This window comes from Salipiger pentaromativorans (assembly GCF_024721115.1).
GTDB classification, from domain to species: Bacteria; Pseudomonadota; Alphaproteobacteria; order Rhodobacterales; family Rhodobacteraceae; genus Salipiger; species Salipiger pentaromativorans.
This window is the reverse complement of record NZ_JAMDHK010000007.1, coordinates 165,311-178,769: the sequence shown is the minus strand read 5'-3', so window position 1 is coordinate 178,769 and position 13,459 is coordinate 165,311. Positions and strand designations below refer to the sequence as shown.

Annotated in this window: 12 protein-coding genes; 11 read left to right on the top strand and 1 reads right to left on the bottom strand. The window is 66.9% G+C overall.

Annotation, left to right across the window (positions count from 1 at the left end):
- Positions 1-48: 48 nt before the first annotated feature.
- The 6 genes from M4578_RS13280 to M4578_RS13255 all read left to right on the top strand — a co-directional run bounded on the left by M4578_RS13280 (position 49) and on the right by M4578_RS13255 (position 6,674).
- On the top strand, positions 49-1,470 hold the full coding sequence (locus M4578_RS13280) for a homospermidine synthase (protein WP_258093758.1): 1,422 nt from the start codon (positions 49-51) through the stop codon (positions 1,468-1,470).
- Positions 1,471-1,634: 164 nt separating this feature from the next.
- Positions 1,635-2,720 carry a histidinol-phosphate transaminase gene (gene hisC / locus M4578_RS13275; protein ID WP_274705622.1) on the top strand — a complete coding sequence of 362 codons (1,086 nt, stop codon included), beginning with the start codon at positions 1,635-1,637 and terminating at the stop codon, positions 2,718-2,720.
- Positions 2,717-3,628, top strand: a complete 912-nt coding sequence (locus M4578_RS13270; RefSeq protein ID WP_258093757.1) for a prephenate/arogenate dehydrogenase family protein — start codon at positions 2,717-2,719, stop codon at positions 3,626-3,628. Before hisC ends, M4578_RS13270 begins: the two co-directional genes overlap by 4 nt.
- Before the next feature lie 2 nt (positions 3,629-3,630).
- Positions 3,631-4,560, top strand: coding sequence for an extensin-like domain-containing protein (locus M4578_RS13265; RefSeq protein WP_258093790.1), 930 nt, complete (start codon positions 3,631-3,633; stop codon positions 4,558-4,560).
- Between the two features lie 279 nt (positions 4,561-4,839).
- A complete protein-coding gene (locus M4578_RS13260) occupies positions 4,840-5,892 on the top strand; it encodes a cytochrome-c peroxidase (protein WP_258093756.1) in 1,053 nt (350 codons plus the stop codon).
- Between the two features lie 239 nt (positions 5,893-6,131).
- Positions 6,132-6,674: a hypothetical protein gene (locus tag M4578_RS13255; RefSeq protein WP_258093755.1), complete on the top strand. Its 543-nt coding sequence runs from the start codon at positions 6,132-6,134 to the stop codon at positions 6,672-6,674.
- A 102-nt stretch (positions 6,675-6,776) separates the two neighbouring features.
- Here M4578_RS13255 and M4578_RS13250 read toward each other — a convergent pair whose 3' ends face one another.
- Entirely contained in the window at positions 6,777-7,337 is a 561-nt protein-coding gene (locus tag M4578_RS13250) for a TlpA family protein disulfide reductase (protein WP_258093789.1), read from the bottom strand.
- A 22-nt stretch (positions 7,338-7,359) separates the two neighbouring features.
- Here M4578_RS13250 and argH point away from each other — a divergent pair, with 22 nt between their 5' ends.
- The 5 genes from argH to M4578_RS13225 all read left to right on the top strand — a co-directional run bounded on the left by argH (position 7,360) and on the right by M4578_RS13225 (position 13,318).
- The gene (gene argH / locus M4578_RS13245) at positions 7,360-8,751 is read left to right on the top strand and encodes an argininosuccinate lyase (RefSeq protein ID WP_258093754.1); all 1,392 of its coding nucleotides are present in this window, start codon (positions 7,360-7,362) and stop codon (positions 8,749-8,751) included.
- The gene (locus tag M4578_RS13240; RefSeq protein ID WP_258093753.1) at positions 8,748-8,894 is read left to right on the top strand and encodes an argininosuccinate lyase; all 147 of its coding nucleotides are present in this window, start codon (positions 8,748-8,750) and stop codon (positions 8,892-8,894) included. Before argH ends, M4578_RS13240 begins: the two co-directional genes overlap by 4 nt.
- Entirely contained in the window at positions 8,891-9,208 is a 318-nt protein-coding gene (locus tag M4578_RS13235; RefSeq protein ID WP_258093752.1) for a DUF2834 domain-containing protein, read from the top strand. Before M4578_RS13240 ends, M4578_RS13235 begins: the two co-directional genes overlap by 4 nt.
- 209 nt (positions 9,209-9,417) lie before the next feature.
- A complete protein-coding gene (lysA, locus tag M4578_RS13230) occupies positions 9,418-10,683 on the top strand; it encodes a diaminopimelate decarboxylase (protein ID WP_258093751.1) in 1,266 nt (421 codons plus the stop codon).
- A gap of 37 nt (positions 10,684-10,720) precedes the next feature.
- Complete coding sequence (locus M4578_RS13225; protein WP_258093750.1) at positions 10,721-13,318, top strand: TIGR02302 family protein; 2,598 nt, start codon at positions 10,721-10,723, stop codon at positions 13,316-13,318.
- Positions 13,319-13,459: the final 141 nt, after the last annotated feature.

The window sequence follows — 13,459 nt, the reverse complement described above, 5'->3', positions numbered from 1 at the left end:
GGAGGGTGCCCTAGAGGCGCGCCACCGGCTCTTCAGGAGGGATGACGCATGGCACAAGAGTACCCCGTCTACGGCCGCATCGACGGCCCCATCGTGATGATCGGCTTCGGGTCGATCGGCAAGGGGACCTGGCCTCTGATCGAGCGGCATTTCGATTACGACGCCGACAAGTTCACGGTGATCGAACCGGATGCGCGTCAGGCCAATTTCCTGCGCCAGCACAAGCTGAACCACCTGCAGGTCTCGCTGACCCCGGAGAATTACCGCGAGGTTCTGGGCAGGCTGTTTTCCGGGGGCAACGGGTTCTGCGTGAACCTCTCGGTCGATACCTCGTCGCTCGACATCATGACCTTCTGCCGCGAGATCGGCGTGCTTTATATCGACACCGTGGTCGAGCCCTGGGCGGGGTTCTATTTCGACACCCAGGACAACGCCGACCGCACCAATTACGCGCTGCGCCAGAAGGTGCGCGACGAGAAGGCGGCCAATCCCGGCGGCACGACGGCGGTGAGCTGCTGCGGCGCCAACCCGGGCATGGTGAGCTGGTTCGTGAAAGAGGCGCTGCTGACGCTTGCCAGAGACACGGGTCGCGAGGCGGAGGCCCCGGCGGATCGTGCCGGCTGGGCAAGGCTGATGAGGGAGCTGGGCGTAAAGGGGGTGCATATCGCCGAGCGCGATACCCAGGCTCGCCGCCAGCCGCGTCCGCGCAATGTCTTCGTGAACACCTGGTCGGTCGAGGGGTTCATCGCCGAGGGGTTCCAGCCCGCCGAACTGGGCTGGGGCACGCATGAGCGCTGGTTCCCGGAGAACGGCCACAGCTACGACAGCGGCTGTCAGGCGGGGATCTGGCTGGAGCGTCCCGGCGCCATCACCCGCGTGCACACCTGGTGCCCGACCCCGGGTCCGCAGTTCGGCTTCCTGGTGACCCATAACGAGGCGATTTCGATCTCGGATTACTACACCGTGGGTCCTGCCAGCGGGCCTGAGTTCCGGCCCACCTGCCACTACGCCTATCACCCCTGCGACGACGCGGTACTCAGCCTGCACGAGATGTTCGGATCGGGCCGGCAGCAGACGCAGCATCACATTCTCGACGTGGACGAGATCGTCGAGGGCATCGACGAGCTGGGTGTGCTGCTTTACGGGCACGAGAAGAACGCGCTCTGGTATGGCTCGCGCCTGTCCAATGACGAGACCCGCGATCTGGCGCCTTATCAGAACGCCACCGGGCTTCAGGTCACGAGCGCCGTGCTTGCGGGCATGGTCTGGGCGCTGGAGAACCCCGAGGCCGGGATCGTCGAGACCGACGAGATGGATCATGCCCGCTGTCTCGAGGTGCAGAAACCCTATCTCGGCCCGGTCGAGGCGCATTACACCGACTGGACGCCGTTGCAGGACCGCTGGGAACATTTCCCCGAGGACATCGACGAGAGCGAGCCCTGGGCCTTCCGCAACGTTCTGGCGACCTGACGGCCCGCGCTCTAAGGATTTTCGTCACGAAAATCCTTAGAGCAGGACATCGACCGGAGAAAATTCGTCCGAATTTTCTCGCATCCCGGCCTTGCGCCGGACAAGGCTGGTCTTGGCCGCGCCCGCAAGCTAGAACGGCCCGGCACATTTTTGAGGGTGGCATCATGGCTGGTATCGAACCGCAGCCCGGCATCATGGAAATCGCGCTCTATGTGGGCGGGAAGTCGAACGTCGAGGGCGTGTCCAACGTCATCAAGCTCAGCTCGAACGAGAACCCGTTCGGCCCGTCCCCCGCGGCGCAGGAAGCGGTGCGCCGCGCGGTGCATGAGATGCATCGCTACCCCTCCACCGACCATGCGGCGCTGCGCGAGGCAATCGCCGGGGTGCACGGCCTCGCTGCCGGGCGGATCATCTGCGGCGTGGGTTCCGACGAGGTGCTACAGTTTCTCTGCCAGGCCTATGCGGGCCCCGGCGACGAGGTGATCCACACCGAACACGGCTTTGCCATGTATCGCCTGCTGGCCCATGCGGTCGGCGCGACGCCCATCGAGGTCGCCGAGCGCGAGCGCGTGGTCTGCGTGGACCACATCCTCGCCGCCTGCAACGAACGCACCAGGCTCGTCTTCATCGCCAATCCCAACAACCCAACCGGCACGATGATCGGCATGGCCGAGATCGAGCGCCTGGCGGCCAACATTCCGCCGCAGGCGATCCTCGTACTCGACGGTGCCTATGCGGAATATGTCGAGGGCTACGACGGTGGTGCCCGTCTGGTCGAGGCGCGGGACAATGTCTTCATGACCCGCACCTTCTCCAAGCTCTACGGGCTGGGCGGCATGCGCGTCGGCTGGGGCTACGGGCCGAAAGAAATCATCGACGTGCTGACCCGCATCCGCCAGCCCTTCAACCTGTCCACCGTGGCGCTGGCCGCCGCCGAGGCGGCGATCCGCGACACTGCCTATGTGGAAAAGAGCCGCGAGGAAAACAGCCGCCTGCGGGCCTGGCTCGCCGAGGCGCTGGCCGAACACGGTGTGCCCTCCGACGCCTCCACCGCGAATTTCGTGCTGGCGCGGTTTGGCGATGCCGACGAGGCCGGCGCCTGCGACACCTATCTTCAGTCGCAGGGCATTCTGGTGCGCCGGGTGACCGGCTACAAGCTGCCCGCCGCGCTGCGCATCACCGTGGGGGACGAGGCCTCCTGCCGCCGCGTGGCGCATTGCATCGGTCTGTTCAAGGCGGGAGAGCGATGAGCTACCAACGGGTTGCGCTGATCGGGCTGGGGCTGATCGCCTCGTCGATGTTCTGGGCGATGAAACGCGCGGGCATGGAAGCGCATGTCACCGGCTATGCGCGCAGCGCGGAAACCCGCGACACCGCGCGCCGCATCGGGCTTTGCGACACCGTTTGCGACAGCGCCGAAGAGGCGGTGAAGGATGCCGATCTGGTGGTGCTTGCCGTGCCGGTGGGTGCCATGGGCCGGGTGGCCGAGGCCATCGCGCCGCATCTGAAACCAGGCTGCACCGTGACCGATGTGGGCTCGGTGAAAAAGGCGGTGATCGAGGCGGTGGGGCCGCATATCCCGGAAGGCGTCGATTTCGTGCCCGCCCACCCCATGGCCGGCACCGAGCATTCCGGCCCCGAGGCGGGGTTTGCGCAGCTCTACGACAACCGCTGGTGCCTGATCGTACCCCATGGCGCGCGCGAAGAGGCGACCGAACGGCTGGAAGCGTTCTGGCGGGCGCTGGGCGCCAATACCGAGCGCATGGAGGTCGAACACCACGATCTGGTCTGCGCGGTCGTGAGCCACGTTCCCCATCTTATCGCCTATACGATGGTGGGTGTGGCGGACGATCTGCGCCGCGTTTCGGACCAGGAAGTGATCAAGTTCTCCGCCGCCGGTTTCCGCGACTTCACCCGGATCGCGGCCTCCGACCCGACCATGTGGCGCGACGTCTTCCTGACCAACAAGGACGCCGCGCTGGAGATCCTCGGGCGCTTCACCGAAGAGCTGTTCGCGCTGCAACGGGCGATCCGCACCGGCGATGGTGATACGCTGTTCGATTATTTCACCCACACACGGGAAATCCGTCGTGGTATCCTGCAGGCGGGGCAAGACACCGATGCCCCGGATTTCGGACGGATCAAGAAGGCAGAGTGACGATGCGAGTGATGTGGGGTTTGGTACTGGCGGCGGTCCTTGCGACCCAGAGTCTCGCCGGTGCGCCCGAAACGTCACCGCGCCCGCCTCTGCGCCTTCTCGAAGCGATCGTGCCGCCGGGGCCCGAGCAGGCCGCCCTTGACCCGGAAGAGAGCCCGGCACTTGTCACGCAGCGCCGACCCGTCGCACGGCCTGCGGCGCTTGAAGCGCTGCTGCACCGGAATCTCGCACAGGAACTGAAAGCGGCGGGCGTGCCCGGGTTCGTGCCCGAAGAGGCGGCGCTGTCGATTGCCCGGTCGCAGGCATTCGCAGCGCGGTCGCCGCAGGCCATCGGCCTGTCGCTGCGCCCGTTGCTGCGGCCGGAGTCCATGGTCGAGCGGGTGATGGCCAAGCGCCGCGAACGGGCGCGCGGCGCGGTTTGCGGCGATGTGGATCTTCAGGGTGAGGCCATCGGCTATGTGCCCGGAAAGATCGCGGCCTGCGGCGTCAGCGACGCGGTCAGGCTGCGCTCGGTTTCGGGGGTGGCGCTCAGCCAGCAGGCGGTGATGGACTGCACCACCGCCAAGGCGCTCAAGCAATGGGTCAACCGCGCGGTGAAGCCGGCGGTCGGCACCCAGGGCGGCGGGGTGTCCGGGCTGCGGGTCGCGGCGCATTACGCCTGCCGCACGCGCAACAACCAGCCCGGCGCCAAGGTCAGCGAGCACGGCAAGGGCCGTGCCATCGACATCGCGGCGATCCGGCTGAGGGACGGCAGCGAAATGAGCGTGCTGCGGGACTGGGGACAGGGCGGCAAGGGCCGCGCCCTGCGCAAGATGCACAGCGCTGCCTGCGGCACCTTCGGGACGGTTCTGGGCCCGGGCTCCGATGGCTATCACGAAGACCATTTCCACTTTGATACCGCGCGCTACCGCAGCGGATCCTACTGTCGCTGATCCCACAAATTTCTGTCCGTCTTCCGTCACGTCACAGGAGGCCGCAAGACCTGCCTTTGCCTTCCGGAAGGGCTTTGGAAACGGTCGAGATGGATCGTTAATAATTTGATGTAATTTAACAAAAATGAGTTTTTCTGGGGGTGCTCTCCGGCGCTCGGGGCCCTCTACGCGCTATTCTGCGACCCCGGGCTTGCGGTGGATCAAGGATTCGCGAGGTCCCGATCTATAACAATTCTAAAACGACACGCGCGACGCCCATCGGACCCAACGGAGACAAGCATGTTCCCCAAACAGACGCTTTCGGTCACGGCTCTCGCTCTTATCCTCGGTGCCCAGACCGCCGCCGCGCAGGATCTGCGCGCTGACGCGCTCGATCTCTTTTCGCCGCTGCCCTCGACGACTCCCGCCGTCAGCGACAACCCGATCACCGACGAGAAGATCGCGCTGGGCAAGGCGCTGTTCTTCGATCCGCGCATGTCCGCCTCGGGGGTGTTTTCGTGCAACTCATGCCACAACCTCGCGACCGGCGGCGACGACAACCTCGAAACCTCCATCGGTCACGGCTGGCAGAAAGGGCCGCGCAACGCGCCCACGGTGCTGAACGCCGTGTTCAACGAGGCGCAGTTCTGGGATGGCCGTGCCGCCGACCTTGCCGAGCAGGCCAAGGGGCCGGTGCAGGCGGGGGTCGAAATGGCCAACACGCCGGAGAACGTCATCGCCACGCTGAACTCGATGCCGCAATATCAGACGTGGTTCCGGGCCTCGTTCCCGCAGGAGGCCGACCCGGTCACCTTCGACAATTTCGCCAAGGCGATCGAGGCCTATGAGGCCACGCTGTTGACCCCCGCGCCTTTCGACGCCTGGCTGAACGGCAACGATGCGGCGATGAGCGAGCAGCAGATTGCCGGGTTGCAGACCTTCATCGACGCGGGCTGTGCGTCCTGCCACAACGGCATCAATGTCGGCGGCCACAGCTATTATCCGTTCGGGCTGATCGAGAAGCCGGGCGCCGATGTTTTGCCCGAAGGCGACAAGGGCCGCTTTGCGGTGACCGAAACGGTGGATGACGAATATGTCTTCCGCGCCGCGCCGCTGCGCAACATCGCGGTGACCGCGCCCTATTTCCATTCCGGCAAGGTGTGGGATCTGCGGACCGCCGTCGAGATCATGGCCAGCTCGCAGCTCGGTGCCGAGCTGAGCGGCGAAGAGGTCGATAACATCGTGGCCTTCCTCGATGCGCTGACCGGCGAGGTGCCGGATGTGGTCTATCCCATCCTGCCCGCCGAAACCGCTGCAACTCCGCGCCCCTCGGGCGAGGTTCTGGCGGAATGAGTTTCCGGGTTTCCGGGCAGGCGAATCGTCCTGCTCGGGAGCGCGCGCCTGATCGCTTCGATTGAGGCAATTTCAGGGCGCGATTGTTCGGTTTGAGTGTGAAGTTTCAAGGCGGCCGGCGGCATTGTCCGTCGGCCGCTGCGGTTTGTGGCGGAATTGCGGCGCGTGCTTGCGTCTTGCCGGGGTTTTCGCAAAGGGTCGGTTAGCGGTGGGGGCCGCTGAACCGGAGCCGTATGCGGATGCGCGCCCAAATCCTTGCCTTGCTGGCCGGTCTGACCGCCACGCCGCTTCCAGCCGAGATCGCTTGGCAGACCGCGCGCATGGCGCCTGGATCGCTGATGGTGATGGAGGAGGAGGGCGGGCGCTTTCTGAGCCATGTGGCCAGAGGCCGTGACGCGGGGCTGTTCCGGTTCGACACCTACGAGGGAAAGGGCGAGACCCTGGTCTATGTGGGCAGCTACTTCACAAATGACCGGGGCGAAACGGTGCGCGGCGTCTCTGCCGAAGGGCAGGTGACGCGCTATGTGCCGTATCGTTGTGCCCGCACCCTCGGGATGTGCAGCTATGTCATCGTTCATTCCGACGGGTTCCGCGAATCCCGCGAACGGGTGACTCAGGAAACCGCGCTGGGGCTGGCGTGGAAGGAATGGGGGCTCGATGGGCTGGTGGCCACGGGTGCGCTGGAGCTGGATCGTTTCGGCGTCGCCCGGAAGGGCTGGCGCAAGGACCACCGCAGCGGAAAGAAGACCCGCTCGCGGCGTATCCTGATCGCGCTGCGCTGAGCGCCCGGCCCGGCGGAAACCGGTGGGGCCGGACGGCTGTGTTGTTTTAACGAGTGCGCGGGGCGGGGTCAGACCCGCCCCGTTTTTCGTCTCGGGTCTGCCTCAGCCCTCGGGGCCGATGAGGGCCGACAGCACCGCGAGGGCGCTTTCCGAGCCCCAGTCGGCCTCGCCCATCAGCCGCGCGACCTCTTCGCCTTCGGGATTCAGGATCACGGTGACGGGCAGCGCCAGAACGCCCATCTGCCGCCCCAGCGCGGCGCCGGGATCGCGGTGCAGCGGCAGGTTGTCGATGCCCTCTTCCTCGAAGAATTCCTGCATCGCGGGCGGCGGGTTGCGGCCGGTGGCGATGGTGAGCACCTCGAAACTCTCGCCGCCCATGGACTGCTGTAGCGCCGAGAGCGTCGGCATCTCTTTCTTGCAGGGGGCGCACCAGGTCGCCCAGAAGTTCACCAGAACCCATTTTCCCTTCCAGTCGGCCAGGTTGAGCGGCGCGCCGTCGAAGGTGACGAAATCGTTGCTCCCGACGGGTTTCGGGGAGGCATGGAAGCCGAGCTTGCGCATCTCGCCGGTACGGGCGGCCTCGGCGGCGGCGGTGTCGGCCTGTGCCGGATTTGCAAGCGCCGCAGTGGCGGTATAGAGGAGCGCAAGCGCCAGATTTCTCATTGTTCCTCCGGAAAGGTCGATCATGTCGGATAACTCCTCGAACCAGATGTGGGGCGGCCGCTTTGCCGCAGGGCCGGACGCGATCATGGAGGCGATCAACGCCTCGATCGGGTTCGACAAGCGGCTCGCGGCGCAGGATATCGCCGGCTCGAGGGCCCATGCCGCCATGCTGGCGGCCACGGGCATCATCAGTGATAGCGATGCCGAGACCATTCGGGAAGGTCTGCTCACGGTACTGTCAGAGATCGACAGCGGGACCTTCGCCTTTTCCACCGCGCTGGAGGACATTCACATGAATGTCGAGGCGCGGCTGAAGGAGATCGTCGGCGAGCCGGCGGGGCGGCTGCACACGGCACGGTCGCGCAACGATCAGGTGGCGACGGATTTCAAACTCTGGGTGCGCGATCAGTTCGACGCGATGGAGGGCGGTCTGCTGGCGCTTCTGCGCGCGCTTGTGGATCAGGCAGAGGCCGGCGCCGATTGGGTGATGCCGGGCTTTACCCATCTGCAGACCGCGCAGCCGGTGACCTGGGGCCATCACATGATGGCCTATGTCGAGATGTTCGGCCGCGATCTCTCGCGCTGCCGCGACGCGCGGGCGCGGATGAACGAAAGCCCGCTGGGCGCGGCGGCGCTGGCGGGCACCGGCTTTGCCATCGACCGGCACATGACCGCGGAGGCGCTGGGCTTTGCCCGACCCGCCGCCAACTCGCTCGACGCGGTGAGCGACCGCGATTTCGCGCTGGAATTCCTGAGCGTGGCCAGCATCTGTGCCATGCACCTGTCGCGCTTTGCCGAGGAGCTGGTGATCTGGTCTTCGGCGCAGTTCCGTTTCGTGGCGCTGTCGGACCGCTTTTCCACCGGCTCCTCGATCATGCCGCAGAAAAAGAACCCCGACGCCGCCGAGCTGATCCGTGCCAAGATCGGCCGGATCTTCGGCGCCAATGTGGCGCTGATGACGGTGATGAAAGGGCTGCCGCTGGCCTATTCCAAGGACATGCAGGAAGACAAGGAGCAGGTCTTTGACGCCGCCGACAACCTGATGCTGGCGCTGGCGGCGATGGAGGGCATGGTCAAGGACATGCAGGCCAATGTGGCGGCGCTGGAGGCGGCGGCCTCGGCGGGGTTCTCGACCGCCACCGATCTGGCCGACTGGCTGGTGCGCGAGACCGGGCTGCCCTTCCGCGAGGCGCATCACGTCACCGGGACGCTGGTGGCGATGGCCGAGAAAAAGGGCTGCGACCTGCCGGATCTGTCTCTGGACGAGATGCAATCTGTGAGTGCCTCGATCACCGAGGGGATCTACGATGTTCTGGGTGTGCACAACTCGGTGGCGAGCCGGTTGAGCTATGGCGGCACGGCGCCCACGCGGGTGCGCGAGCAGGTGATGCGCTGGAAGGAGATCCTGGCATGAGACCGTTTTTGCTTTTGACGGTGGTGGCGCTGCTGGCGGGCTGCGGCGCGGATGGCGATCCGGTGCGTCCGGAGCCGGCCGCAGAGACCGGGTTCAGCGTGAGCGTGACCGGCACCGCCGAGGTCGGGATCGCCAAGCGATGAGCCTGCGGCTGCGGCATCTGTGGCTGGCGCTGGCGCTTTGGGGGGCGGTGCATCCGATGATCTGGCTGGTCACCTGGCTGTCGCAGACCGGCTGGTCGCTGCGCGGCATGGTCGATGCCTGGTTCGGGAATGCCGCGGTGACCGGGCTGACCTGGGATCTGCTGATTTCCGCGCTGGTTCTGGTGCTGTGGATCCTGGCGGAAGTGGCGGTGCGGCGGAACTGGGGGGCGCTCTGGGCGATTCCCGCCACCTGTCTCATCGGTGTGAGCTGCGGGCTGCCGCTTTATCTCTGGTTCCGCTCGCGGCCGGTCTGATCTCGCGGAGCGCGCCTTTTGGCGCGCGCGGGTCGTCTCGCCGCCGGCCTTTGGCCGCCGGCTCGGGCCTGTGGTCGTCGTGACGCGTTTTGCCGGCGCGGTGCCTGTGGCACGGGCGGGTTTGCGTATTTGTCCAAGAGAAGAAGGGCAGGGGGTGGCGCGGGTCATGGGCTTGCGCTATGGCGGCGCGGTCAGCGCAGGAGGCGGGCTTGGATCATTTTCTCTATCGTGACGGGCAGCTTTTTGCCGAGGATGTGCCGGTGGCGGAGATCGCCGCCGCCGTGGGCACGCCGGTCTATGTCTATTCCACCGCGACGCTGCTGCGGCATTACCGGCTTTTCGACGAGGCGCTGGCCTGGGGGCCGCATCTGGTCTGCTATGCGATGAAGGCGGCGTCGAACCAGGCGATCCTGAAGACGCTGGCCGAGGCCGGTGCGGGCATGGATGTGGTTTCGGGCGGGGAATACGCGCGGGCCAAGGCGGCGGGCGTGCCGGGCGACAAGATCGTGTTCTCGGGGGTCGGCAAGACCCGAGAGGAGATCCGCATGGCGCTGGAAGGCGGGGTGCGGCAGTTCAACATCGAGAGCGAGCCGGAGATGCGGGCGATTTCCGAGATCGCGACGTCGATGGGCGTGGAGGTGCCGGTCACCGTGCGGGTGAACCCGGATGTGGACGCCAAGACCCATGCCAAGATCGCCACCGGCAAGAGCGAGAACAAGTTCGGCATTCCGATTGCCAAGGCGCGGGGCGTCTATGCGGAGGCGGCGGCGCTGCCCGGGCTGAAGGTGGTGGGGATCGACGTGCATATCGGCTCGCAGCTCACCGAGCTCGAACCCTTTGCGCTGGCCTATCGCAAGGTGGCGGAGCTGACGCAGGCGCTGCGCGCGGAGGGGCACGAGATCGTGCGGCTGGATCTGGGGGGCGGTCTGGGCATCCCCTATACGCGCAGCAACGAGGCGCCGCCGCTGCCGGTGGAATACGGCCAGCTCATCGAGCGCGAGCTGGGGCATCTGGGCTGCGAGATCGAGATCGAGCCGGGGCGGCTGATTGCCGGGAATGCCGGTATTCTGGTGAGCCGGGTGATCTATGTGAAAGAGGGCGAGGGGCGGAATTTCCTGATCCTCGACGCCGCGATGAACGATCTGATCCGGCCCGCCATGTACGAGGCGCATCACGACATCGTGCCGGTCGTGGAGCCGCAACCGGCGGCGGAGCAGGCACCTTACGACATCGTCGGACCGGTCTGCGAGAGCGGCGACACCTTCGCCAAGGGGCGCATGATGCCCGCGGTGGGCGAAGGCGAACTTGTGGCCTTCCGCTCGGCCGGGGCCTATGGGGCGGTGATGTCGAGCGAGTATAATACGCGGGCATTGATCCCCGAGGTTCTGGTGAAAGACGATCAATTCGCTGTCATTCGCGCGAGACCGAGCTTTGACGAGATCATAAACCGCGATAGCCTGCCTGCATGGCTGTAGGGCATCCCTCCTGCGGCCGAGACCGCAGGAGACCCGCATGGCCGACAAGGGGACACCGCCCCCGGACATCCTGACACCGATCAAGTGGCCGCTGCGCCTGACCCTTTGGGGGATGGCGGCGGAGCGGATCACCCGTGCCTTCTGGCCGCTCTGGTCGCTGCTGCTGGCGGCGCTGGGGCTGCTGATGCTCGGGGTGCAGGATCTGGTTGCCGTGGAATGGGTCTGGGGCGCGGGCGCCGGGTTTGCGCTGGCGCTGCTCTGGGCGTTGTGGCGCGGCGCGCGGATGCTGCACATGCCGCGGCGCGACGAGGCGCTGGCACGGCTCGATTCGACGATGCGGGGCAATCCGATCCAGGCGGCGCTGGACGATCAGGCGATCGGCGCGGCGGATATGGGCTCGCAGGCGGTGTGGCAGGCGCATCAGGCGCGGATGCGGGCCCGGCTGGCGCAGGCGCGCCCGGTGGAGCCGGACCTGCGGGTGGCGAAGGCGGATCCGTTTGCGCTGCGCTATGTGGCGCTGCTGGTCTTTGCCGTGGCGCTGGTCTTCGGCTCGTTCCTGCGGGTGTCCTCGGTGACGGCCATGGGGCCGACCGGTGTGGATCTGGCCTCGGGTCCGGCCTGGGAAGGCTGGATGGAGCCGCCGGGCTACACGCGCCTCCCGTCGGTTTATCTCAACGACATCACCGCGCCCGGCATCGACGTGCCCGAAGGCGCCCAGATCACCCTGCGCATGTATGGCGAGGTCGGCGCGCTGAGTGTCGCCGAGGATGTCTCGGGCCGTAGCCTGCCGCCGGAGGCGGCGCAGGAAACCGCGCAGGATTTCGAGGTCGTGCGCTCCGGTCGGCTTGCCATCGACGGGCCGGGCGGGCGGGCCTGGGAGGTCAGCATGCAGGTCGATGCGCCGCCGGTGGTGGCGCGTGAGGGCGAGATCGAATCGAGCTATGAGGGCGATGCGCAGATCCCCTTCACCGCGTCGGACGATTACGGCGTGGTCGCGGGGCGCGCGCGGATCACGCTGGCGCTGGACGAGGCCGACCGCAGCTATCTGCTCGCCGCCGAGCCGGAACCGCGCGATCCCATCGAGGTGCCGCTGCCGATGCCCATCGCCGGCGACCGGGCGGAGTTCACCGAAACGCTGGTGGAGAATTTCTCGGAACACCCCTGGGCCAACCTGCCGGTGCGGCTGGACCTGAGCGTCGAGGACGAGGCGGGACAGCGCGGCACCGGCGATCTCGAGGTGATCACCCTGCCCGGGCGGCGCTTCTTCGACCCGATGGCGGCGGCGATCATCGAGCAGCGCCGGGCGCTGCTCTGGACGCGGGACAATGTGCCCGAGGTCGCGCGGATCCTGCGGGCGATCAGCCACCGGCCCGACGATGTGTTCCGCTCGGCGGTGCCCTATCTGCGGTTGCGCACGATCCTGCGCCGGATGGAGGGCGCCGGCGCCGGGATGAGCGACGCGCAGCAGGACGAGATCGCCCGGGCGATGTGGGAGCTGGCGCTGATTCTGGAAGAGGGCGATCTGGCCTCGGCGATGGAACGGCTGCAGCGGGCGCAGGAGCGGCTGAGCGAGGCGATGAAGAACGGCGCTTCGGATCAGGAGATCGCCGAGCTGATGCAGGAGCTGCGCGAGGCGACCGACGACTATCTGCGGCAGCTCTCGCGCCAGGCGCAGCAGCAGGGCGAGCAGACTCCCGAGATGGCGCAGTCCCAGGATATGATGGAGATGAGCCAGAACGATCTCCAGCGCATGATGGACCGGATCCAGGAACTGATGGAACAGGGCCGCATGGCCGAGGCGCAGGAGGCGCTGGAGCAGCTTCAGCAGCTCATGGAGAACATGCAGGTCACCCAGGGCCAGCAGGGCCAGTCGCCGGGAGAGCAGGCGATGGAAGGGCTGGGCGAGACGCTGCGCGAGCAGCAGGGCCTGTCGGACGATGCGTTCCGGCAGTTGCAGGAGCAGTTCAACCCCGGCCAGCAGGGGCCGCAGGGTCAGCAAGGCCAACAGGGCCAGCAGCAAGGTCAGCAGGGCCAGGGCCGCGATGGCCAGGACGGGCGTGACGGTCAGGGTCAGCAGCAGGGCCAGGGTCAGGGGACCGAACAGGGCCAGCAGGGGCAGGGCGGACAGCAGCAGTCGCTGGAAGAGAGCCTCGCCGACCGCCAGCAGGCGCTGCGCGGCGAGCTGAACCGCCAGCGCCAGAACCTGCCCGGCGGCGGAACGGAACCCGGAGAGGCGGCGCGCGATGCGCTGCGCCGCGCCGAGGAGGCGATGGACGGGGCCGAGGACGCCTTGCGGCAAGACGACCTGGCCGGTGCCATCGACCAGCAGAGCCAGGCTATGGAGGCGCTGCGCGAGGGGATGCGCAGTCTCGGCGAGGCGATGGCGCAACAGCAGCAACAGAACCAGGGCCAGCAGGGGCAGGCGCAGGGCGGCAACCCCGGTCAGCAGCGCGACCCGCTGGGGCGCAACGCCGGCGCCAACGGCCAGATCGGCACCGACGAGAACATGGTGCAGGGCGAGGACGTCTATCGCCGGGCGCGCGAACTGCTCGACGAGATCCGCCGCCGCACCGGCGAGGGCGAGCGTCCGGAGGCCGAGCTCGAGTATCTGGAGCGGTTGCTGGAGCGGTTCTAGGGGCGCGGTGGGCAGATTGCCCACCCTACGGGCCGTGCGCTTGCCTGAATGTGGCGCGGGCCCACGTCTCCGGCCGGCGTATTTTGAAAAGAGAAGAAGAGTACAGGGACGCTTGTTTCTTGGTGTTTCTTCTCTTTCCAA

Coding starts and splice junctions, on each gene's coding strand:
- M4578_RS13280 (WP_258093758.1), top strand. CDS start 49: ATGGCACAAGAGTACCCCGTCTACGGCCGCATCGACGGCCCCATCGTG.
- hisC (WP_274705622.1), top strand. CDS start 1,635: ATGGCTGGTATCGAACCGCAGCCCGGCATCATGGAAATCGCGCTCTAT.
- M4578_RS13270 (WP_258093757.1), top strand. CDS start 2,717: ATGAGCTACCAACGGGTTGCGCTGATCGGGCTGGGGCTGATCGCCTCG.
- M4578_RS13265 (WP_258093790.1), top strand. CDS start 3,631: ATGCGAGTGATGTGGGGTTTGGTACTGGCGGCGGTCCTTGCGACCCAG.
- M4578_RS13260 (WP_258093756.1), top strand. CDS start 4,840: ATGTTCCCCAAACAGACGCTTTCGGTCACGGCTCTCGCTCTTATCCTC.
- M4578_RS13255 (WP_258093755.1), top strand. CDS start 6,132: ATGCGCGCCCAAATCCTTGCCTTGCTGGCCGGTCTGACCGCCACGCCG.
- M4578_RS13250 (WP_258093789.1), bottom strand. CDS start 7,337: ATGAGAAATCTGGCGCTTGCGCTCCTCTATACCGCCACTGCGGCGCTT.
- argH (WP_258093754.1), top strand. CDS start 7,360: ATGTCGGATAACTCCTCGAACCAGATGTGGGGCGGCCGCTTTGCCGCA.
- M4578_RS13240 (WP_258093753.1), top strand. CDS start 8,748: ATGAGACCGTTTTTGCTTTTGACGGTGGTGGCGCTGCTGGCGGGCTGC.
- M4578_RS13235 (WP_258093752.1), top strand. CDS start 8,891: ATGAGCCTGCGGCTGCGGCATCTGTGGCTGGCGCTGGCGCTTTGGGGG.
- M4578_RS13225 (WP_258093750.1), top strand. CDS start 10,721: ATGGCCGACAAGGGGACACCGCCCCCGGACATCCTGACACCGATCAAG.